This window comes from Epilithonimonas zeae, from assembly GCF_900141765.1.
Lineage (GTDB): Bacteria > Bacteroidota > Bacteroidia > Flavobacteriales > Weeksellaceae > Epilithonimonas > Epilithonimonas zeae.
Map to the genome: position 1 here is coordinate 449,957 of NZ_FSRK01000002.1, position 23,040 is coordinate 472,996.

18 protein-coding genes are annotated in these 23,040 nt (G+C 35.3%); 14 read left to right on the plus strand and 4 right to left on the minus strand.

The annotated features are described in order from the left end of the window. Window positions 1-58 precede the first annotated feature (58 nt). Window positions 59-397 carry a hypothetical protein gene (locus tag BUR19_RS13880; protein WP_074236046.1) on the plus strand — a complete coding sequence of 113 codons (339 nt, stop codon included), beginning with the start codon at window positions 59-61 and terminating at the stop codon, window positions 395-397. Between the two features lie 55 nt (window positions 398-452). On the opposite strand, the gene BUR19_RS13885 is transcribed toward BUR19_RS13880, so the two are convergent. Continuing rightward, window positions 453-2,462 carry a hypothetical protein gene (locus BUR19_RS13885; RefSeq protein WP_074236047.1) on the minus strand — a complete coding sequence of 670 codons (2,010 nt, stop codon included), beginning with the start codon at window positions 2,460-2,462 and terminating at the stop codon, window positions 453-455. Window positions 2,463-2,505: 43 nt separating this feature from the next. Continuing rightward, entirely contained in the window at window positions 2,506-3,297 is a 792-nt protein-coding gene (locus BUR19_RS13890) for a DUF2797 domain-containing protein (protein ID WP_074236048.1), read from the minus strand. 61 nt (window positions 3,298-3,358) lie between these two features. Here BUR19_RS13890 and BUR19_RS13895 point away from each other — a divergent pair, with 61 nt between their 5' ends. The 10 genes from BUR19_RS13895 to msrA all read left to right on the plus strand — a co-directional run bounded on the left by BUR19_RS13895 (window position 3,359) and on the right by msrA (window position 17,306). Then, the gene (locus BUR19_RS13895; RefSeq protein ID WP_074236049.1) at window positions 3,359-3,718 is read left to right on the plus strand and encodes a hypothetical protein; all 360 of its coding nucleotides are present in this window, start codon (window positions 3,359-3,361) and stop codon (window positions 3,716-3,718) included. An 88-nt stretch (window positions 3,719-3,806) separates the two neighbouring features. Beyond that, window positions 3,807-4,616 (plus strand): T9SS type A sorting domain-containing protein, encoded by an 810-nt coding sequence (locus BUR19_RS13900; protein ID WP_074236050.1) that lies wholly within the window; start codon window positions 3,807-3,809, stop codon window positions 4,614-4,616. An 88-nt stretch (window positions 4,617-4,704) separates the two neighbouring features. Then, complete coding sequence (locus BUR19_RS13905; RefSeq protein WP_074236051.1) at window positions 4,705-5,733, plus strand: GDP-mannose 4,6-dehydratase; 1,029 nt, start codon at window positions 4,705-4,707, stop codon at window positions 5,731-5,733. 121 nt (window positions 5,734-5,854) lie between these two features. Then, the gene (locus BUR19_RS13910) at window positions 5,855-6,076 is read left to right on the plus strand and encodes a DUF2795 domain-containing protein (RefSeq protein ID WP_027382805.1); all 222 of its coding nucleotides are present in this window, start codon (window positions 5,855-5,857) and stop codon (window positions 6,074-6,076) included. Window positions 6,077-6,184: 108 nt separating this feature from the next. Continuing rightward, on the plus strand, window positions 6,185-9,256 hold the full coding sequence (gene secA / locus BUR19_RS13915) for a preprotein translocase subunit SecA (protein WP_074236052.1): 3,072 nt from the start codon (window positions 6,185-6,187) through the stop codon (window positions 9,254-9,256). A gap of 146 nt (window positions 9,257-9,402) precedes the next feature. Then, window positions 9,403-11,559, plus strand: a complete 2,157-nt coding sequence (locus BUR19_RS13920; RefSeq protein ID WP_074236053.1) for a TonB-dependent siderophore receptor — start codon at window positions 9,403-9,405, stop codon at window positions 11,557-11,559. Between the two features lie 43 nt (window positions 11,560-11,602). Then, on the plus strand, window positions 11,603-12,808 hold the full coding sequence (locus BUR19_RS13925; protein ID WP_074236054.1) for a PepSY-associated TM helix domain-containing protein: 1,206 nt from the start codon (window positions 11,603-11,605) through the stop codon (window positions 12,806-12,808). A gap of 107 nt (window positions 12,809-12,915) precedes the next feature. Further along, window positions 12,916-15,510, plus strand: a complete 2,595-nt coding sequence (locus BUR19_RS13930) for a TonB-dependent receptor (RefSeq protein ID WP_074236055.1) — start codon at window positions 12,916-12,918, stop codon at window positions 15,508-15,510. 77 nt (window positions 15,511-15,587) lie between these two features. Then, window positions 15,588-16,559 carry an ROK family protein gene (locus BUR19_RS13935; RefSeq protein ID WP_074236056.1) on the plus strand — a complete coding sequence of 324 codons (972 nt, stop codon included), beginning with the start codon at window positions 15,588-15,590 and terminating at the stop codon, window positions 16,557-16,559. A 93-nt stretch (window positions 16,560-16,652) separates the two neighbouring features. Next, window positions 16,653-17,306: a peptide-methionine (S)-S-oxide reductase MsrA gene (gene msrA, locus BUR19_RS13940; protein WP_074236057.1), complete on the plus strand. Its 654-nt coding sequence runs from the start codon at window positions 16,653-16,655 to the stop codon at window positions 17,304-17,306. A gap of 25 nt (window positions 17,307-17,331) precedes the next feature. Here the strand turns inward: msrA and BUR19_RS13945 are convergent, their stop codons facing one another. Next, window positions 17,332-18,243, minus strand: a complete 912-nt coding sequence (locus BUR19_RS13945; RefSeq protein ID WP_074236058.1) for a DUF3078 domain-containing protein — start codon at window positions 18,241-18,243, stop codon at window positions 17,332-17,334. Between the two features lie 45 nt (window positions 18,244-18,288). Beyond that, window positions 18,289-19,395 (minus strand): DUF3078 domain-containing protein, encoded by a 1,107-nt coding sequence (locus tag BUR19_RS13950; RefSeq protein ID WP_074236059.1) that lies wholly within the window; start codon window positions 19,393-19,395, stop codon window positions 18,289-18,291. Between the two features lie 144 nt (window positions 19,396-19,539). Between BUR19_RS13950 and BUR19_RS13955 the strand changes: the two genes are divergently transcribed. The 3 genes from BUR19_RS13955 to gdhA all read left to right on the plus strand — a co-directional run bounded on the left by BUR19_RS13955 (window position 19,540) and on the right by gdhA (window position 22,992). Then, window positions 19,540-20,313: a rhomboid family intramembrane serine protease gene (locus BUR19_RS13955; RefSeq protein WP_074236060.1), complete on the plus strand. Its 774-nt coding sequence runs from the start codon at window positions 19,540-19,542 to the stop codon at window positions 20,311-20,313. Between the two features lie 30 nt (window positions 20,314-20,343). Further along, window positions 20,344-21,450, plus strand: a complete 1,107-nt coding sequence (gene dprA / locus BUR19_RS13960; RefSeq protein ID WP_074236061.1) for a DNA-processing protein DprA — start codon at window positions 20,344-20,346, stop codon at window positions 21,448-21,450. A gap of 183 nt (window positions 21,451-21,633) precedes the next feature. After that, window positions 21,634-22,992 carry an NADP-specific glutamate dehydrogenase gene (gene gdhA / locus BUR19_RS13965; protein WP_074236062.1) on the plus strand — a complete coding sequence of 453 codons (1,359 nt, stop codon included), beginning with the start codon at window positions 21,634-21,636 and terminating at the stop codon, window positions 22,990-22,992. Window positions 22,993-23,040 lie beyond the last annotated feature (48 nt).

Below are 23,040 nucleotides of genomic sequence, written 5' to 3' on the forward strand. Positions count from 1 at the left end.
CTTTTTTTTGGTTCACGATTTGATTATATCTCTACATCAATCCATAAAAAATATCGTTATGAGCCCAAAACCAATGCTAACTCTGTCGCAAGTTATGGAGAAGCTTAGAGAAAAAGGAATTACAGATGAGATAAGAATGACAGAAGATAAAAGATTTGTCATCTCAGGAACAGAAAAAACCCATCGTGCAGAAGATTTGAAGATTATCCGTGTTTACAGATTCGAAGGGGCGAGTGACCCGGACGACAACGTTGCTCTTTATCTAGTAGAGGATGTCTATGGCAACAAGGCGATGATCATCGATTCTTACGGTGCCAATAGTAATTATGAAGGTCGTGAATTCGATGATTTTTTAAAATCTCTACCGACAGAAGAAAAAGAAGAATATGATTTCTAAACAAGAATCCATATATTAATAAAGCTTCTCTATTTTGAATAGCTTTATTTTTTTATTAAATTTTGATAACGAGAAGCGACTTTTTCAAACCATCTTCTATGCCTTTCCAATAGAAGTTGAAGAACGAGCGTTCTTTGTTTCGTTCCACATAAATATCTACAGATTCAGGGAACTTCTGAGAATCTTTTTTCACGACCAGATTGGCAATGGCTGACAAGAATTTCTTTTTCTCTTTGGTATCTTTATCCAGAACGCTCACCTTTAAATCTTTGTGCGTGATTCTGAATTTTCCATTCATAATATCATTATTGCCCTTGAAATCATAATTGAGACTTGTAATCGTTCCCGTCGCAGTGATGTTCATATAAGGTTTGATGAACGGATTGATGTCATTCGCCGGAAGATTGTTGATATAACCGCCAATTGTAAACTGATCACGCATATTTCCTGTGTCAAAGTTCCAATTCACCTTCATCGGAGAAACGCCCATAAACTTACAATTGATAACTATCGGAACTTTAGTATTAGCCCCTTTTTGTTTATTTGAATTAAGGTTTTTAACGTTCATGTTGAAATCCGTAAAGAACACTTTTCCAGGTCCGTTAGAATCCGGCTTGTCTTCTTCGTACACCAATTTGGACTGAATAAGATTCAGATTTTCAACAACTAGAGGAAATTTTATTGTTCGTAATAATTTGGAATACAACAATTTTTCTTTCGGATTATCTTTCGGGATTTTGCTTCGGAAAATGTTCGCATCTACCTGATGAAGCTTTACTGTTTTAAGAGAAATATTCGGTTTGTCATTTTCAAATTTCCATTTTAATCCGCTTAACTGAATTCTGTTTGCAGAAATATCAAATAAGTCATCTTCCATCGGGATCATTCTTACAAACTCTGCTCTGGAAATTTTTGGATTTAACTTAAAATTCAATAAATCAATATTTTGCGGAGTCATATTGAAGGTTGACAAATTCATTGTGTAATATTCTCCCGCATCGTAAAAAAACTTCTTTCCTGTGATTTTATAATCCTGATAAGTAAAAGGAATTTTACTTTTCGAAGTTTCTTCATCCATCAAAAAATCTTTGATATTCGCATTGAACTGAGCTAAAGAAAGTGATTGGTTTCCATTGGATTTTAAAATCGATAATTTGCCATTAACAATATCTAAATTCTGAAAATCAATATTAAAGTTTGACTTTTTATCATTTGACTTAACAATTTTATTATCACGATTTTGGATGATAAATTCCGGTTCCTGGATCTTTGCATTTTTAAGACTTAATTTTGTTTTGCTAAAAATCAAATCATCAAAAGAGAGATTCTTGCTTTTGATATGAAAAAGACTTTTCTGATTTTTGAAACTCTTCTCCCAATCTTTGAAATCCAACATCGGTTTCAGTTCAAAATCATTGATTGACAATTGACCATTATTGGTAACAACTTTGGAAGAATTGATGGAATAAGCCGGACTCATCAAAAAGAAAAAATCATTGGCCGTGATTTTATAACTGTCCAAAGCAAAAGGCAATTCGCTGGGATTATCGTTGAGACTTAGATTTTTAATATTAAGATTGAGTTTTCTTGATGAGAAATATTTTGTTCCGTTGAATTGTGTCACATCAAGATTTCCGTTTTCTATTTCGATATTTTTGATGAAAAAAGGAGTTGCTTCTTTGGCGACTTTATCAACTTTCGGTTTGGATAAGCGGATTTTTAAATTGGGATTTTTCAGCTTGATAGAATTGGCTTCGATTTGATTATCTTTTAACAATTTAACCAAGCCTAATCTACTGATATACAAATCTTCCAAAGTTCCATCCAAGGCTACGCCTTCCAAATCATCCGGCTGTTTTGTTTTGACTTTGATTTGGTTTGCAGAAATGCTTCCGCTTAAGATTTCGACATTCAGAGATTGATAAGAAATCTCGTAAGGTGTTTTGTTTTTGAGGTAATCAGGAAGTTTGTATTTTAACCAAAGACTGAATCCGATATTCAGCAATAGAGTCAAAGCCAAAAGACTACCAAGAACGATCAGTGAGATTTTTAAAGTTTTTTTCATCGAATTTTTTCTAGTTAATTGATTACTAAAAACCGTTCCAAGTTTAGAGACTCAGTTCTATCACATAACCTTCGTGTCCTCTAACATTGATGAAATCATCTCCCTCAAAATAAAGATATTGCCCTTTGATACCTTTCAAAACGCCATTGAATTCTGGTTTTTTGTCCAAGGTAAAGACATTGATTTTTTCCGGTTTCTCATAAGGAAAATCTAATTTTACAACATTATCTTCTGTTACTGCAAATTTCTTGAAATCGTTGGGAAAGTATTCCGCAATTTTGTTTCGGAAATCAATCAAGTCCAAAGTATCTTCATAATCATCCTGAAGCATTTTTTTCGGATTGGTTTTGTCGGCAATGTGTTTTTTCAATTCAACCTCAATCATTCCGGCTTCATAACGATTATCCGTAACTGCAATTGGCAAAGCGAAAGTGGCGCCTTGGTCAATCCAACGTGTCGGAATCTGATGTGTTCTTGTCACACCAACTTTCACATCGCCCGTATAAGCCAGATATACGATATGCGGAACCAGTTGAATTTCCTTTTCAACCTCCAAATCTCTCTCTGCAACACCAAGATGTGCTGTCGATAATTCCGGACGAATGATTGTATCGCTGGCATAAGGACTTTCGAAAAAGCATTTTTTGCAAAATCCCATTCTGTAGACTTTTTCATCGCTTCCACAATTCACACATTCGTAACCGATATGTTTGATATGAAGTTCTTTCCCGAAAAGCTGATTCATATTAATCAAATCACCTTTCAGATTGAGAAAATATTGAATCGGTTGTCCGTTTTGGGAAATCATTTTTAGAATTTGTCCGGAGAATTGCATCGTTTAAAATTTTAGTAAAAGTACAGAAAAAAAGGTTATTTTTGTTCAAAACACAATTGTAATGGATGACCTGCAAAATGTAAGAAAGCATTTTACTTTTTTATTAAATTACGTTTTAGACTGTTCTAAAAAATCATTTTTGAGTGCAGATGATTTGGTTTTAGTTTCTAATGAAGTTAAAAATTTTAAAAAGTATATTCAAAAAGCGAATATCAATAATGATTTGAAGGAGAAATTGGATGAAATTCATTTTAATTATTCCTCAACCAGAGCCGATCTCTCATCTTCCTTTCTCGTGGCAATCTTAGTAATTTTCACCTTAGGTCTTTATCTTATTTTTATGAAAGTTCAGGAATTGGAAAGAAAACGGCTGCTAACCAGTTTTCTAAATAGATATGAAGATTTATTAAAACTTTTTTAGACGGATTAAAATATTTGCTGAAATAAACATTTGATAATTTTTAATTTGATTTTTAATAATAGATTTGTCAACTTTTAAAACATTTTATATGAAAAATATTTATGCATTCTTATCATTATTAATAACCTCATTCTTTTTTGCACAAACAACAATCTATTCAGAGAATTTTGGAAATCCTGCGGCTACAACTCTTTTAACTGCATATACAGGTTATCAAAATAGTGCTCCAATTACTTATTCTGGCACTGCTGATGTAAGAACCTCTATGCCATCAGACTATACTGGCGCTAGTGGACAAGGTTGTGTTTTCATAGCTGGTGTTACAACAGCCTCTGGTAACCCGGCAAAAACTTTGATTATTAGTGGAATCAACACCACAAATTATCAAGATCTTACGCTTTCTTTTGGTCACCAAAAAGGAACCAACGTAGCAAGCAACGAATTAAAGGTTGAAGTAAGTTCTGACGGAACGAACTGGACACCGCTTACTTACTCGAGACCTACTGGTTCAGGAACTTCTATCTGGATTATAGTTACTCCAACCGGAACAATCCCGGCAACATCTAATCTGTCTATAAGATTTACAAATCCTTTGGATTCCAATGTTGGTTTCCGTGTAGACGATATCAAATTGACAGGAAATCAGACTTTGGCAATAAACAATGCTAAGAAAGAAAAATTCAACATTTATCCAACTGTCGTAACCAACGGAATAATCTGTGTGACTTCTGCAACCAATCAGACCAAGAAAGTAACTATTTATGATTCTACTGCAAAATTGGTAATCAGCAGAGGAACTGATAAAGAAATCAATGTTTCTCAACTTCCAAGCGGAACTTACGTAATGAATGTCGAAGAAAATGGTGTGGTTGAATCTAAAAAATTTATTGTTAAGTAAATAATTAATAAAACGATATTAAAAAGAATCTCTGAATAAGGGATTCTTTTTTTTGTTAAATCCTTATATTCGCAACACAATTGATGTTATGAACTATTTAGTTACCGGCGGAAGCGGATTTATTGGTTCTCATTTAGTAGAACAACTTTTAAAAAATGGACATTCTGTCATCAATGTTGACAGCTTCGACGATTTTTATCATTATAAAATTAAAGTTCAAAACACTCTAGACTCTTTAAACAATAAAATTGGGTTTAGTTTTACTGATAAAGAATCTGACATCAATAATCTCGTATCCTTGACAGGATCAGAATCTTACCAACTTTGTTATCAAGACATTCGTGATAAGCAAGGTCTTGAGGAAATATTCAAAAAACATAAAATTGATCTGGTAATTCATTTGGCGGCTTTAGCAGGTGTTCGGCCTTCTATTGAAAGACCTTTGGACTATGAGGCGGTAAATATCCGTGGAACTCAGAATCTTTGGGAACTTTGTAAAGAATTTGGAATTAAAAAATTCGTTTGCGCTTCATCATCAAGTGTTTACGGAAACCAAGAAAAAATTCCGTTTTCTGAATCTGACAATGTAGACAATCCAATTTCTCCTTATGCAGCAACCAAAAAAAGTGGCGAAATCTTAGGTCATGTTTATCATCATCTTTATAATATAGATATGATTCAGCTTAGGTTTTTTACGGTTTATGGACCAAGGCAAAGACCAGATTTGGCTATTCATAAATTTACTAAATTGATTTTTGAAAATCAAGAAATCCCTTTCTACGGCGACGGTTCTACTGCCAGAGATTATACTTTTATTGATGATATTATTGATGGAGTTCTAAAGTCTATAAATTATCTTGAGAATAATAATGATATTTATGAGATTGTAAATCTTGGGGAAAGCGAAGTTATTACTTTGAATGAAATGGTTTCAACATTAGAAAATGCCATTGGCAAAAAAGCAGTCAGAAAAAATCTGCCAATGCAAGCCGGAGATGTCATAAAAACCAATGCGGACATCACAAAAGCCAAGTCTCTGATTGGCTATAATCCGACCACAAACTTCCAAAATGGCACAAAAAAATTTGTGGAATGGTTTTTGGGAAATCGGCAATAACAGATCTCTGATAACAGAAATTTTGGAAATAAGATGAATTTATTTTTAAATATTATTGAAAATCAGTAGAAATATGTATAAAGTATCACCTAATTTTTTACTTTTGCAAAAATTTTAAATTATGTATTGGACATTAGAATTAGCTTCATATTTAAGCGATGCACCTTGGCCGATGACCAAGGCAGAATTAATTGATTACGCCATCAGAACAGGAGCACCTATGGAAGTTGTAGAAAACCTTCAGGCCATTGAGGATGAAGGAGAAATCTATGACGCTATCGACGAAATCTGGAGCGATTATCCTACAGACGAGGATTACCTTTGGAACGAAGACGAATATTAAGTCAAAAATAAGCTGAACTATAATAGATTTAGCTTAAAAATATATCACACAACAAGTGTAAATTAAAACGCTTTGGATTCTTATATCCTAAGCATAAATCAGAAATTTATGAGTTTTTTAAATACCGTTCTTAAAAGTTTTTTGGGAGACAAAAATGCAAAAGATCTTAAAGAAGTAAAAAAAGTTGTCGCAAAAATAAAAACAGTAGAATCTGGCATCCAATCATTATCTGATGATGGTTTGAGAGATAAAACTGCAGAATTTAAGGAGAAGATAAAATCTGCAACGGCTAAGTTTACAACCCAAATAGACGACATAAAAGAGCAAATAAAAAACTCAACCAACGTTGACGAAAAAGAAGCGCTTTTCAACAAGATAGAAGGTCTTAAAAAAGAATCTTACGAGGTTGAAGAAAAAGTTCTTAACGAGATTCTTCCGGAAGCTTTTGCTTTGGTAAAGGAAACTTCAAGACGTTTGGCACAGAATGGAGAAATCCGTGTTAAAGCGACAGATAAAGACCGTGAATTAGCAGCTACGAAAGATTTTGTTTTTCTAGATGGTGATATTGCTGTTTGGAAAAATACTTGGGATGCTGCTGGAACTCCAGTTGTTTGGGATATGGTACATTATGACACACAGTTTATTGGTGGTGTCGTATTACATTCCGGAAAAATTGCAGAAATGGCAACTGGTGAAGGTAAAACTTTGGTTGGAACTTTACCAATTTATCTTAATGCGCTTCCAGAAAGAGGAGTTCACGTTGTAACGGTCAATGACTATTTGGCGAAACGTGACTCAGCTTGGATGGGGCCATTGTATCAATTCCACGGATTGACGATTGATTGTATCGATCTTCATCAGCCTAACTCAGATGCCAGAAGAAAAGCATATCAGGCAAGTATCACTTACGGAACAAATAACGAGTTCGGTTTTGATTACTTGAGAGATAATATGGTAACCAATCCTACTGAATTAGTTCAGGGAGAATTGAATTTTGCCATTGTCGATGAGGTTGACTCTGTCTTGATTGATGATGCAAGAACACCATTGATTATTTCTGGTCCGGTTCCTCAGGGTGACAGACAGGAATATGATGTTCTTAAACCTTCTATCGACAGAATTGTTGAAGTTCAGAAAAAAACCGTTTCTGGTATTTTTAATGAAGCTAAAAAACTAATCGCCAACGGAAATACCAAAGAAGGTGGTTTCAAATTGCTTCAGGCTTACAGAGGTCTTCCTAAGAACAGACAATTAATCAAGTTCTTGTCAGAAAGTGGAAACCGAGCATTGCTTCAGAAAGTTGAAGGTCAATATATGGCGGACAACAACCGTGATATGCCAATCGTAGATAAGGATCTTTATTTCGTAATCGATGAGAAAAATAATCAAATCGATTTGACGGATAAGGGTGTAGAATATATGTCTGCGGGTAATGAGGATCAACAATTCTTTGTTTTGACAGACATCGGGACAGAAATTGCTGACATCGAAAAGAAAAACCTTTCCAAGGAAGAAGAATTCGCTGCAAAAGAAGAATTGTATAGAGAATTTGCTGTAAAATCTGAGCGTATTCACACGATGAATCAATTGCTTAAAGCTTATACCTTATTTGAGAAAGATGATGAGTATGTTGTAATTGACGGCGAAGTGAAAATCGTAGATGAACAGACGGGTCGTATTATGGACGGTCGTCGTTATTCAGACGGACTTCACCAAGCAATTGAAGCTAAGGAAAATGTAAAAATCGAAGCAGCAACTCAAACATTTGCGACGATTACTTTACAAAACTACTTCCGTATGTACAACAAGTTGGCTGGTATGACTGGTACTGCGGAAACAGAAGCTGGAGAATTCTGGCAAATTTACAAATTGGATGTGGTGGTAATTCCTACCAACAGACCAATCCAAAGAGATGATAGACAAGATTTGGTTTTCAAAACCAATCGTGAAAAATACAATGCAGTAATCGAAGAAATCGAGAGATTGACCTCGGCAGGAAGACCTGTTTTGGTTGGTACAACTTCGGTTGAGATTTCTCAATTACTGTCAAAAGCATTAAGTTTAAGAAAAATCCAACACCAAGTACTGAATGCGAAGCTTCACAAAAAAGAAGCGGAAATTGTAGCTGGTGCTGGTGGGTCAGGCGTTGTAACTATCGCTACGAATATGGCTGGTAGAGGTACCGATATCAAACTGAAAGCTGAAGTTAAAGATGCCGGAGGTTTAGCAATCATCGGAACAGAAAGACACGATTCCCGTCGTGTTGACAGACAGTTAAGAGGTAGAGCTGGTCGTCAGGGAGATCCGGGAAGTTCTCAGTTCTATGTTTCCCTTGAAGATAACCTGATGCGTCTTTTCGGTTCTGAAAGAATCGCTAAGATGATGGACAGAATGGGTCATAAAGAAGGTGAAGTTATTCAGCATTCTATGATTTCCAAATCTATCGAAAGAGCTCAGAAAAAAGTTGAAGAGAACAACTTCGGTGTTAGAAAAAGATTGTTGGAGTATGATGACGTGATGAACAAACAGCGTGACGTGATCTACAAACGTAGAAAGAACGCATTGTTCGGAGATCACTTGAAATACGATATCGTGAATATGATTTACGATACTGCTGCTGCGATTGTTTCTCAAGCCAAAGCAACTGGAAATTATAAAGATTTTGAATTCGAGATCATCAAGCACTTCACAATGGAGTCACCAGTGAGTGAATCAGAATTTGGAAGTTTACAAATCCCTGCACTTACAGATAAAGTATTCAAAGCTGCTAAAGAAGATTATGACTTAAGATTGAATCTTCTTAAAGAAAATGCCTATCCAATTATCGAGAATGTTTACCTTAACCAAGGTTCTATGTTCAAGATGATCCAGGTTCCTTTCACAGATGGCATTAAAACAATGACTATTGTTACGGATTTGAAAGAAGCTTACGAAACCAAATGTGAATCATTGATCACAGATTTCGAGAAGAATATCTCTTTAGCAATCATCGATGAAAACTGGAAAACACATTTAAGAGAAATGGATGATTTAAGACGTTCTTCTCAAGGTGCAGTTTATGAGCAAAAAGATCCATTAGTAATTTACAAACAAGAATCTTTCTATTTGTTTAGCGAAATGGTTGACAAAGTAAATAAAGAAATTGTTTCTTTCCTTTATAAAGGCGAAATCCCTGCTTAAAAAGAGATTTAAAATATAAACAAAATCCTGTTGAGAAATCAGCAGGATTTTTATTTGGACTAATTCTTAATAATCTGATAAAAATCACAATTATTGTTAATTTAGAACAATTAAAAATAATACCTTTGCAAAAAATTATTCCCTTAATGAAGAAACTAATTGTGAGTGCTGTGGTTTTAACTTCCACTTTCGCTTATGCTCAGGAAAATGATACGATTAATAAAGCCAGTGATATAGATGAAGTTGTGGTTCACGGTTATATCACCAGAGACAGAGAATCTGTAAATAAGATGCCTTTGAAGGAAATCGAAAACCCTCAGGTTTACAATACGGTTAATAAAAATGTTATTGCAGAGCAAGTTGTTACGAACTTCAATGATGCTCTTAAAAACGTGACTGGTATTGCAAGATTGTGGGAATCTACTGGTAGAGGAAATGATGGTGGGGAATATTACACAATGAGAGGTTTCTCTCTTCAGCCAACTTTGGTTAACGGAATGCCAAGTTTAAGTAATGGAACACTTGATCCTGCAGGAATTGAAACTATCGAAGCTATCAAAGGACCATCTGGAACTCTATACGGCGGAAGTGTGATTTCTTATGGAGGATTAATTAATGTAATCACTAAAAAACCATATAATTACTTCGGTGGAGAAGTGAATTATATTAATGGAAGTTATGGTCTCAACAGAATTAGTGCTGATGTTAATACGCCATTAAGCAAAAATCTATTTGCAAGAGTGAATGCTGCTTATCAGAAAAACAACACTTTCCAGGATGCTGGTTTTAACGAATCTTTCTATATCGCTCCTTCTGTGAAATTTGTGGCGAATGACAGATTAACATTCTATGTAAATACGGAAATCAAGACTGCTGAGTCTTCAAATGCTCCAATGATTTTCTTGAATAGATATGCACCACTTTCTTTTAATTCGATCGGCATTTTCAAAGAAAATTATAAAAAATCTTACACTAGCGATGATTTGACAATTAATAATAATTCTTTTAATTTGCAAGCAAGCGCTATTTATAAAATATCAGACAATTGGACTTCAAAAACAATTGTTTCCAGAAGTAATACAAAAAGTAACGGATATTATCAGTATCTATGGGATCAATCTAACGGTGGAGATTTCGAGAGATTCATATCTAAAGTAGGTGGAGAGACGAATACGACAGGAATACAACAAAACTTTAATGCCAATTTTAACATTGGTAATCTTAAAAATAAATTGCTAATTGGTCTAGATTATTTCCAAAGAGATTTTATTCAAGCTGGAACTGGATATGTGGGTTATGGAATGGTTAATTTAATCAACCAAAGCGATACAAAAGCAGGTCTTTTATCAAAAGCAGGAGTGGACGCACGATTAGCAGGTACATCTGGAAATCCTGAAGAACCCGCTGCATCTCAATTGCCTAGTAATGCAGAAGCAAAGATCTACAGTGCTTATGTGTCTGATGTTGTGAATATCCTTCCAAATTTATCAGCTATGTTAAGTCTAAGAGCAGACCATTTTACAGGAAGAGCAGATGCTTATGCAACCGAAGACTCTAAAGCAAAAACTACTTTCTCTCCTAAATTTGGTCTGGTTTATCAACCTATCCAAGATAAGGTTTCAATTTTTGGTAATTATATGAATGGTTTCCAATATATTGGTCCTCAAAGCATAACAGATGCTGGTGGACAACCTACAAATGAATTAAGATATTTTGATCCGGAGCACGCAAATCAGTGGGAAATTGGAACTAAAGCAAATTTAGCCGGTGACAAATTCTCTATTACTGCAAGTTATTACGATATCAATGTAAAAAACAAGGTAATGGGTAATGGTGTAGGTACTACTCAAGGAGGAGAAGTAGATAGTAAAGGTTTTGAAGTAAGTGTTTTAGGAAGTCCAATTCCTGGAATGAACTTGATTGCGGGGTACAGTTATAATGATAGTAATGTTGTAAAAGGAGACGAAGGATATCCTGGCAACAGAACGGAAGAAGCAGGACCTAAAAACTTGATCAATTTCTGGGGAACTTATAAAATCCAAAAAGGATCTCTCGAAAATTTTGGAATTGGTTTCGGTGGTAATTCTGCCAGCAGATTTTATACACTAAACCGAGGAAACATTGGTGCTTTCCCACTTCCGAGCTACATCATTATGAATGCTTCACTTTCTTATACAGAAAGCAAATACAGCATCATCCTGAAATTAGATAACATTGCCAACAAGAAGTATTTCTCTGGTTGGTCAACAGTTACACCGCAGAGACTTAGAACTCTATCTCTAAGCCTGAATTACAAATTCTAAAACAATAAAAGGCTAAGTTTGCAACTTGGCTTTTTAGATATTTATGAAGAAAAAACATCATCATAAGAAGAAACCAGGGGTCTTTAAAAAATGGTCAGCCAAACTACATTTGTGGTTTGGCTTATCCATTGGTATCCTGATATTTATTATTTCGATTACAGGAGCTCTTTATGTTTTCAAGGACGAGATAGAAAACTTTACCCGTAAAGAATACATCTACCACAACGAACAAAATATAGAGTCCAAAAAAGTCATTCCGATTCGCGAATTGGAGAAACTGGTAGATCAACAAACCAAAGAAAAATATCCAATCCACTGGGTCAATGTTCCGATTGACAAAAAAATGTCTTATCAGTTTTATTGGTATGAGCATCAGCCGGATCAATGGAATTATTTTGATGAATTTCCGATTTACAAATTAGCTTACGTTAATCCATATAATGGAAGAGTTCTGCAGGTTTATGATGAGAAAAACGGATTCTTTGCCATTGTAAAGTCCATCCACTGGAGTTTTCTTTTGAAACAAGACTGGGGAACTTATGTGGTTGGGATTCCGGTTGTTATATTTTTGATAATGTTAATTACCGGAATTATACTTTGGTGGCCAAAAAACAAAGCCGCAAGAAAACAACGCTTCAAATTCCAATGGAAAGACACAACGCAGTGGAAAAGGAAGAATTATGATTTTCATAATATTCTAGGTTTTTACTCTTCTATTTTTGCTTTGATTCTTACGATTACAGGATTGTTCTACGCTTTCTTTGTGGTTCAGGCAATGATTTACGTCGTATTTTCCGGAGGAGAAACAGTTTATCCTGATTTTTCTAAAATCACGACCAAAGCACCAATTGAAATGAGAACCGACAAAACATTGGATAAAATTTCCGATAAAGTGATTGAGCTTTATCCTGATGCGTTTGCTTTTTCTTTGGACTTAGGACATCCGCATATTGATGATCACGAGCATCCACATTTCGAAGTTTATGTGAAACATCTTTCTTATTCTTATCACAAAAGCAGTAGTTTGATTTTTGATGAGAATTCTGGAGAGCTATTACACAGACACGATCCAAAAGATAAAAATTTTGGAGAAAAAACGGTGGCTGCAAATTACGATATTCACGTTGGAGCTATATTAGGATTGCCAACGAAAATCATTGCTTTTATTGTGAGTTTGATTATTGCATCGATGCCAATTACAGGATTTATGATTTGGTGGGGAAGAAGAAAGAAAACACAAACAAAATAATTGATATTAAAACCTGAATTAAATCATTCGGGTTTTATATTAATTTTAATTCATACTATTTTAGTATAGATTATTTATTTTCTACATTTGCTCATTAATTTTAAACTATGAGCAGACCTTCGACTTTTTGGGGAAAGGCAATCTTTGTCTTTTTCATTTTGTCATTCACATTTTCTTTTGCACAAAATTCCATCTACGGAAAAATTCTTGACAGCATTAATAATAAATCTATCAGCGGTGTAAAAATATCATCGAAATCGGATAGGAATTTATCAATACAAACAGACCAAAATGGAAATTTTGTCTTGAACAATATCGATTCATTTCCTTTCGAATTAAAAATCCAGAAAAAAAGTTTCGAAACAAGATTCGTATCAATAAAAGAAATACCTACAGATACTTTATTCATAAAACTTCTTCCAAATGATGTTGTAATCACAGAAGTTGTTGTAACGGCAAGAAGAAGAGAAGAGACTGCACAGCAAGTTCCGATTCCTATCAATGTAATATCAGGGAAAAAAGCGGAAGAAACGGGCGCTTTCAATGTCAATCGATTGAAAGAATTTGTTCCATCTGTTCAATTTTACAGCTCAACGCCTAGAAACACAAGTCTCAGCATCCGAGGTTTGGGCTCAACTTATGGTTTGACGAATGACGGACTTGACCCAGGTGTAGGGTTTTACGTTGACGGTGTTTATTATGCAAGACCTGCAGCTACAACTTTAGATTTTGTCGATATAGAAAGAATCGAAGTTTTGCGAGGCCCGCAGGGAACTTTGTTTGGAAAAAATACAACTGCAGGAACTTTCAATGTTACGACAAAACAGCCAAGTTTTACAACTGGAGGAACAGCTGAAATCAGTTATGGAAATTATGGTTTCATTCAGGCAAAAACTTCTGTAACTGGAGCAATTACGGATAAATTTGCGAACAGGTTTTCTGCATCAGGAACTCACAGAGACGGAACAATTTATAATTCAAGAACCAATCAGGAGCTTAATGATATTAATTCAATCGCCATCAGAGACCAATTATTATACAAACCGAATGAAAATCTGAAATTCATTCTAACCGGAGATTACAATAGATTAAGAGCCAACGGATATGCGCAGGTCATTGCCGGAGTTGTAGCGACCAAAAGAGCGGCTTACAGACAATTCAATAATATAATTTCTGACCTTGGCTATACTTTGCCAAAAATCGACCCATTTAACAGAACTGTTGATACAGACACACCTTGGAAAGCTGAGCAAGATATGGGCGGACTTTCTTTGAATGTTGAATATAATCTCGGAAAAGGAAAAATTACTTCCACCTCAGCCTGGAGATTCTGGAATTGGAATCCTTCAAATGATAGAGATTTCACAGGACTTGCAGCTTTGGCAAAATCACAAGCACCAAGTAAGCATCAGCAATGGAGTCAGGAAATCCGTTGGTCCGGAAACATCAGTGAAAAATTGAGTGGTGTTTTTGGAGTGTTTGGAATTTGGCAAAGATTAAGAGCCGATAAAAACGGACAAATTGAAGAAGCAGGAAAAGACCAATGGCGTTTCTCTTTGAACTCAACAGACCCATTAGTAGTTGATAGATGGAAAACACCCGGACTATTGGAAGGATACGGAATCAAGTCTTATCCAAGTCTCAATTCCTTCAGTGGAGCAGTGTTTGGACAACTGGATTGGGCTTTTACCGAAAAATTTAGTTTATTACCTGGAATTAGAATTAATTATGATAAAAAAGAAATTGATTTCAAAAGAATCACTTATGGAGGATTGGAAATTTCTGATGATAACCCTGACAAAGATGCTCTGCAAGCAATTAAAACTTCAGTTTACAGCAATCAGGAGTTCAATGCATCAATTGATGATACTAATTTTTCTGGTCAATTGACTTTAGCTTATAAACCAACTAAAAATTATAATCTTTTCGGAACTTTTTCAACTGGCTTTAAACCTGTTGGACTTAATCTTGGAGGACTTCCTACGGACAACGGAAGAGTAATGACAGAACTTGCTGTTGTAAAACCAGAAAGAATTCTACATTATGAAATCGGGCTTAAATCTCAACCACTTAAAAATTTGATTTTCAATTTAACGGTTTATAATTCTGATATCAAGGATTATCAGATACAAGTTCAGGCAGAAAGTTTGCAACTTAACAGAGGTTATCTTGCCAATGCACAAAAAGTACAAGTTCGAGGCATTGAAACTGATATTTCTTATACATTCAACAACTTTTATTTCTTCACGAATTTGGCTTATACAGAAGCGATTTATAAAAAATTTACCAATGCGCCGCCAGCTTTGGAAGATACAGGCGGTGTCAATTATGTTGATATTTCAGGTGGTGTTTTGCCTGGAGTTTCAAAATGGGCAGGTTCAACAGGTGGAGAATTTAATTTTGCAGGAAAATTCTTGAAATATGAAGGGGATTATTTCTTTGCTTTGGACAGTTATTATCGTTCAACTTTTTCATCCAGTCCGACTCCGTCTAAATTTATGAATGTTGCCGGATATGCTTTATTCAATACAAGATTTGGTTTCCGAGTGAGACAAGGCGTTACAACATATATATGGGTAAGAAATATTTTTAACAGAGATTATTTTGAACAATTGCTTCCAGGAGCTGGGAACGCCGGACATTACGCTGGCGTTTTGGGAGACCCAAGAACTTTTGGATTAACGATAAAAGTCAGCTTCTAATTTTAAAATTAAATTAATATTTATAACATATTACATTGATTTTCCCTAAATTTAGGGTCTTAAAAAATTAAAAATTAATGTCATTAATTGATTTATCTAAGCAAATAGCAATAGGAATAGATATTGGCGGAACTAATACTAAATTTGGTTTGGTCAACCATCGCGGAGAAATCCTTGCGAAAGGAAGTATAAAAACTGAAGATTACAAGCAGGTAGAAGATTTTATCGATGCTTTGTACACCAATATCAAACCTCTTATAGATGAGGTCTCTAATAATACGACTTTAGATGGGATAGGTGTTGGTGCGCCAAATGCTAATTATTTTAAAGGTACAATTGAATTGGCTCCCAATCTTCCTTGGAAAGGCGTTGTTCCTTTTGCGGAATTGATGAAAGAAAAATTCGGAGTTCCCTGCAAAATGACCAATGATGCTAATGCGGCCGCTCTTGGAGAGATGATGTTCGGAGCAGCAAGAGGGATGAAAGATTTCATAATGATAACACTTGGAACAGGTGTTGGAAGTGGAATCATCAGCGGTGGAAATCTAATCTACGGGCACGATGGATTTGCTGGCGAACTAGGACATACAATTGTGAAACCTGGAGGAAGAAAACACTGGAGCACTGGTTCTGAAGGAAGCTTAGAATCTTACGCTTCTGCAACGGGAATTGCGATTACGGCAAAAAAATTCCGTGCTGAGTTTCCGGATTCTATGCTGAATCAATATCCTGAGGAATCTATCAATTCCAAAACAGTTTTCGAGTGTGCTGAAAAGGGAGACCCAACGGCAATCGAAGTTTTCAGATATACTGGACAAAAATTAGGAGAAGCGCTTGCAAATTTTGTAATGTTCTCTTCTCCAGAAGCAATATTGTTATTTGGTGGTGTTATCAAGGCTGGAGATTTCCTGCTAAAACCTGCCAAATTGCATATGGAAAGAAACCTGCTTCCTATCTTCCGCTCAAAAGTAAAATTGGTTTTCAGTGAGTTGGATGAGGCAGATGCAGCTATATTAGGAGCAAGTGCTCTTGTATGGGAAAATAAATAATTGATATTCATAAATCCTTTGATGTTTCTTTTTGATAGGAATAATTTTTGCTATTGATGACAAGGAAAATCAAAGGATTTTTTCTTTCTGAAAATGAATCGTTATTTATTATTAATACTTAGTTTTTTCCTCATCAACTGCAATGGGCAGGAGAAAAAAACAAAACCTTTAACAAATCAAAAAATGGATAAGAACAATTTGGAATATGCCACTTTGGCAGGCGGATGTTTTTGGTGTGTAGAAAGTTGTTTTCATATGCTGAAAGGCGTAGAATCTGTAACTTCTGGTTATTCTGGAGGTCACAAGGATAACCCAACTTATGAAGAAGTTTGTACCGGAACTACCGGGCATGCAGAAGTGGTAGAAATTGCCTTTGACCCAAAGATTATTTCTTTCAAACAATTATTGGAAGTATTCTGGTTCCTTCATAACCCTACGACGCTTAACAGACAAGGAAATGATATTGGAACGCAATACAGATCATCAATTTTCTATCATTCTGAAAAGCAAAAACAAGAGGCGGAAGAATCGATGAAAGAATCTGAAGCAAAGCAGGAATGGAACGGAAAATATGTAACAGAGATTGTCCCTTTCAAAAAATTCTGGCCTGCGGAAGCTTACCACCAGGGCTATTATAATGCTAATCCAACTCAGCCATATTGTAGTGCTGTCGTGGGACCAAAAATTCAAAAATTCAAAAAACATTTTGGAGAAATGGGTTGGCTAAACGAAAAAGCGGAGAATTAATCTCCGCTTTTTTTTATTCAAATTTTTATTTCGTTTTCCATTCCTGATTACGTTTGTTTTCCGAACGCTTTTGCCCATTATCAATATTATAAGCCAAACCAATTCCTAAGGTTTGCTTCAACTGTGTTTTCTTGATTTGATTATGATCATACAATAGATCCAAAGTGACGTTGGTCGATATGTACTTGTTGACTTTCATATTCAGAATTCCGGAATAGGACAAAACCAGTCTTTCCGGATGGTCTAGATAATTAGAAAAAACCGAAGCATTGTTTTGCAATGTAATATTTTCCATCAACTTTACTTTGTACTGCGCCGTCCCCAAGAAACCAAATTGGAACAGCATAGAATCGCCGTCATTCTTCAGTCCATAATTCCCTGCCCATTGCAAATCTTTGTCCAAAACAAAAGTAAATCTTGCGTTGGCAGGCCGCAATGTCATTGTGAAATTATCGCTGGGTTTATAAGTAAAACCTGCTCCCACATTAACATAGCCAGGAGACATAAAATTGGATATTTTGGAAGCTTCGGGATTATTACCATCCTCGTAACCTGGAGCAAATTGAGAAATCAACCCAGCCCCAACTGAGGCATACCAATTTCCAGAAATTTTGCGCCCATAATTGGTAGAAAGATTAATCACATCCTGCGTTTTCCGGTTTCCTACGCCTTGGGTATTATTCATCCCATAACCAAGAATAATGAGATTTTCCCAAAGATCTTTGTCTTTCTCATAAGTCATATTGTAATTGACTCCAGCCTGCCAGCCAATATTATTAGCACCACCGGCAACCCAATTGGAAAATGCCGATTGATTGAGCATTAATGTATTTTGTCCGATAATAGACCAAGCTTTGGTAGAATCTTGCACAGGCTGTTCTTGTGCATAGGAACTTAAGGCGAATAAAAGGCTTACTGATAATAGAACTTTCTTCATATTTATTTGTTTTTGGTTAAACAAATATAATAAATAGAAGAATGATTAGTTAATGAATGGCTTTATAACACCTGTATTGCTATCTCTGTCAACCTTATAACCCAGATTATAAGTAACGCCAACTCCTAACGTTTGCTTTCTTTGTACTTTCTGAATCTGGTCGTGATCATACATTACATCTACCGTTACAGAAGTCGTAATGTACTTGTTGAATTTTAGATTAAGAGCGCCGCTGTAATTGATATCAACTCTTTCCGAATGTTCCAGATAATTACTGAAGAAATTGATTTGGTTCACATAGGTTGCATCTTTGAAAAGTTTAATTTTATAAAGAACATTCACCATTGTACCAACCTCAGCTCTCATACTTTGCCCGTCTCTTTCCAAACCATAGTTGCCTTTGGTTTGAAGTTTTTTATCCAATACGAAGGTGAATTTCCCATTCAAAGGACGAACAATCAACTGGAAATTTTCATTGGGGTTATATGAAAGACCAATACCTAAATTAAGGTAACCTGGCGCCATAAATTTAGAAATTCTGTTATCATAAACCGGATCTGGTGTTGCAGAATAATTGAATCCCGGCGTGAACTGTGATAGAAACTGAAAACCGGTTGACAAATAATAATGCTGCGCCAACTCATAGCCGTAATTGGTCATAATGTTGATGTAATCATCTGTTTTTCTGGTAGATTGACCTGTAGAAGAAACAAAACCGTAACCTAACTGGATATTATTATCGAGATAATGTTTATCTTTTTTATAGACAATATTGTAATTCACCTTTCCAATGACACCAATATTGTTATTCCCTCCAGCATACCAATTGGCAAATGATGACTGGTTGAAAACTAAAGTATTTTGCCCAAATATAAACCAACGTTTCAATGTAGGTAAAGTCAAAATAGATGATGGTGTTAGCGGGCTTGCATCATTGTTAGGAACAATCACAACGCTATTATTGATTTGCACTTCATCTCTTTTCAAAGATTTGATATCAATAATCCTCGGATTGGAAAGACTATCAAGATCTATAGATGTAGAGTCCCATTTTTTTTGACCGATAGAGTCGATGATTTTCTGATAATCAGTTACCTGTGCATTAAAGAAAATGCCTAATAATAGGATAAACAACACCAATACCTTTTTCATTAAGATCTAAATTTTAAACAAAAATAATAAAACTAAATTTCTAATAATCTGACTTTATAACCAAATTCACATTTATTGACCTGTTTTTTACAGACAAAATTACCTTTTTTCAAAATTGGCTGTAAAATTGAGAATGTAAAATCAATGTTTTTAAAATCCTTCAATTTGCGATCTATTTTAGTACCAATTATTATGTTGGTTCTGATGTGGAGTTTTTTCCTGTTACAAAACATTGGATTTTTCCAAGGTTGTAATGGAGCTTTGATTCCTCTGATGCCGGAAGGACTAAAAGGCGTTCTCCTCGCTCCACTTTTACACGGAAGTCTGGATCACATTATCGGAAACTCTATGCCGATTGCGATTCTCTTATTTTTACTTTTCGAATTTTATTCTAAAATAGCATTCCGTGTTTTTTTTATTGGCTGGATTGCAGCAGGATTATTGGTTTGGATGTTGCCTCCTATTGATATTACTACCGGAGAATGGAACTACAGCTGTATTATTGGCGCCAGCGGATTGGTTTACATGTTGGCATTTTTCATTTTTTTCAGTGGTGTTTTCCGTTGGAATATGAAATTACTGACCATTTCTATGGTTGTAGCTTTGTATTATGGAAGTTTGATTTGGGGAATTTTTCCGGAAGAATTTTTCTCCAATCTGGAAGAGCCGAGCAGAATCAGTTGGCAATCACATTTAGCAGGAAGTATTACTGGAGTTATTTTGTCAATTATTTTCAGAAAAATTGGCGATAAAAAAAAGAAATACATCTGGGAATTCCCTAATTATTATAACGAAAAGGATGATAAAATCTGGCAAGAGTATATGGCCAATCATCCCGAAGATTTCGAAGAATTACCTCAATTGAAACAAGAATCTATTTGGGATTATCTGGATGAAATTCGGAAAAGAGAAAAATAATTCTTAATTTGGTCATAACACAAATGAGCTATGACTTCCGAAGAATATCTTTACATTCTTGCGCTGAAACAGTGCAAAAACATTGGTAACATCAATCTTAAAAAGCTGATTGCAAATATCGGCTCAGCCAAAAAAGTTTGGGAATCTTCTACCAAATCTCTTCTTTCTACATCCGGAATTGGTAAACAAACAATTCAGAATATCGGGAATAAAGAATTTCTGCTCATTGCTGAAAAAGAAATTAAACTTTGTGAAAAACAAGGCATCAACATTATTTCTCAAACTGATCAACTCTATCCAAAACATCTTTTGAATTGCGACGATTCTCCCGTAGTTCTTTTTTACAAAGGAAATCTGAATCCTGACAGAAATCCTGTTAGTATGGTTGGAACCAGAAAAATGACTTCTTACGGAAAGACTTTTATTCAGGATTTACTTGCCGGATTATCGGGTTCTAAAGTTTCGACAGTCAGTGGTTTGGCTTTAGGTGTGGATTCTTGCGTTCACGAAGAGTCTTTGAAAAATAAAATTCCAACCATTGCTGTTTTAGCACAAGGTTTAAGTTCGATTTATCCTGCCAGGAACAAAACTTTAGCCAATAAAATTCTTGAAAATAACGGCGCACTCATAACTGAATATGCCTCTTTCGAAGGAATGGCCAAAGAAAATTTTTTACAAAGAAATAGAATCATCGCCGGATTTTCTTCCAATCTGATTGTCGTGGAAACGGCTTACGGTGGCGGCTCTGTTACCACTGTGAGTTTTGCCAACCAATACAATCGCGATATTTTTGCGTTGCCAGGTAAAATTACTGACATTTACAGTCAAGGTTGTAACCAGTTGATATCTCTTAACAAAGCCGAACCGATTGTCGATATCAATTCATTAATAAAAAATCTAAATTTCATTCCTCAAACCGAATTATTCCCCAAAGAAGAAGCCAAAATTGAAATTGATCCGGAGAAAAAAGATCATCACAAAATTTTAGCAATTATGACAGAAAATAAAACGATTTCTTTAGACGAATTAGCAGAAAAATCGGGCATTTTACATCACAAACTTTTGCCAATTCTTCTTGATTTAGAGATATATGGCTACATCAACTGTCTTTCCGGACGACAATATCAATTAAATTAACAAAACCTACATTTTCGAAAATTGAAGTTATTTAATATTAAATTCAAATATTGTTAATACAAAAGATGTAATTATACATTATGCAAAAAACTTAATCAATATCATTAAATTTTTAATAAAAATCAAAATATTACTTGCGAAATTCGAAAAAGAAATTAAATTTGTTGTCATAATTGTACAACAATGGAATTATTTAACGTTGAAGAAAAGATTCAGGAGTTTATGGCAAAAATCGAAGCCAAAAACCCTAACGAACCCGAGTTTATCCAAGCTGTAAAAGAAGTTGCGGTAACCGTAATCCCTTTCATCGCTACGAAAAAAGAATATACCGGAATGAAGCTCTTAGAGAGAATGGCAGAACCGGAAAGAGTAATCATCTTCCGTGTGCCTTGGATTGATGATAAAGGAGAAATTCAGGTAAACAGAGGTTTCAGAATCCAGATGAATTCTGCAATCGGACCTTACAAAGGTGGAATCAGATTCCATCCAACGGTAAATCTTAGCGTATTGAAATTCTTAGCTTTTGAGCAAGTCTTCAAAAATAGTTTGACAACATTGCCAATGGGCGGTGGAAAAGGAGGTTCTGATTTTGATCCTCAAGGAAAATCTGATATGGAAGTTATGCGTTTCTGCCAAGCTTTTATGATGGAACTTTGCAAACACATCGGTCCGGAAACCGATGTTCCTGCAGGAGATATCGGAGTTGGCGCAAGAGAAATCGGGTACCTTTTCGGAATGTACAAAAAAATCAGAAATGAGTTTACCGGAGTTTTGACTGGTAAAGGTTTGGCTTACGGAGGATCTTTGATCAGACCAGAAGCAACTGGTTATGGCGTTGTTTACTTCGCTGAGCAAATGCTGAAAACAATCAACGAAAAAATTGAAGGTAAAACGGTTGTAGTTTCAGGTTTCGGAAACGTGGCTTGGGGTGTTATCAAAAAAATTAATGACCTTGGTGGAAAAGTAGTTACTATTTCTGGCCCAGATGGTTATGTTTATGATAAAGACGGAATCTCTGGAGAAAAAATCGAATATCTTCTTGAACTGAGAGCTAGCGGAAACAACAGAGCTGAGGATTATGCTAAAAAATATCCGGAAGCACAATTCTTCGCTGGGAAGAGACCTTGGGAAGTAAAATGTGATATTGCTTTCCCTTCTGCAACTCAAAACGAATTAGATCTGGATGATGCAAGAGCATTGGTTGCAAATGGTTGTCTTTGTGTAACCGAAGCGGCGAATATGCCTTCGACTTTAGACGCTATCAATTATTTCCTGGATAATAAAGTATTATTCTCTCCTGGAAAAGCGTCTAACGCTGGTGGTGTGGCTACTTCCGGATTGGAGATGACACAAAACTCTATCAGACTGAACTGGACTTCCGACGAAGTAGATGCGAGATTGAAAGAGATTATGATTGGCATCCACAAAGCTTGTAGAGATTACGGTAAAGAAGAAGATGGTTTTGTAAACTATGTAAAAGGTGCAAACATCGCAGGTTTCGTAAAAGTAGCTGAGGCAATGTTGGCTCAAGGTGTAGTTTAAACCAATTTCACTTGTTATAAATAAAAATGCAACTCAATGATTGAGTTG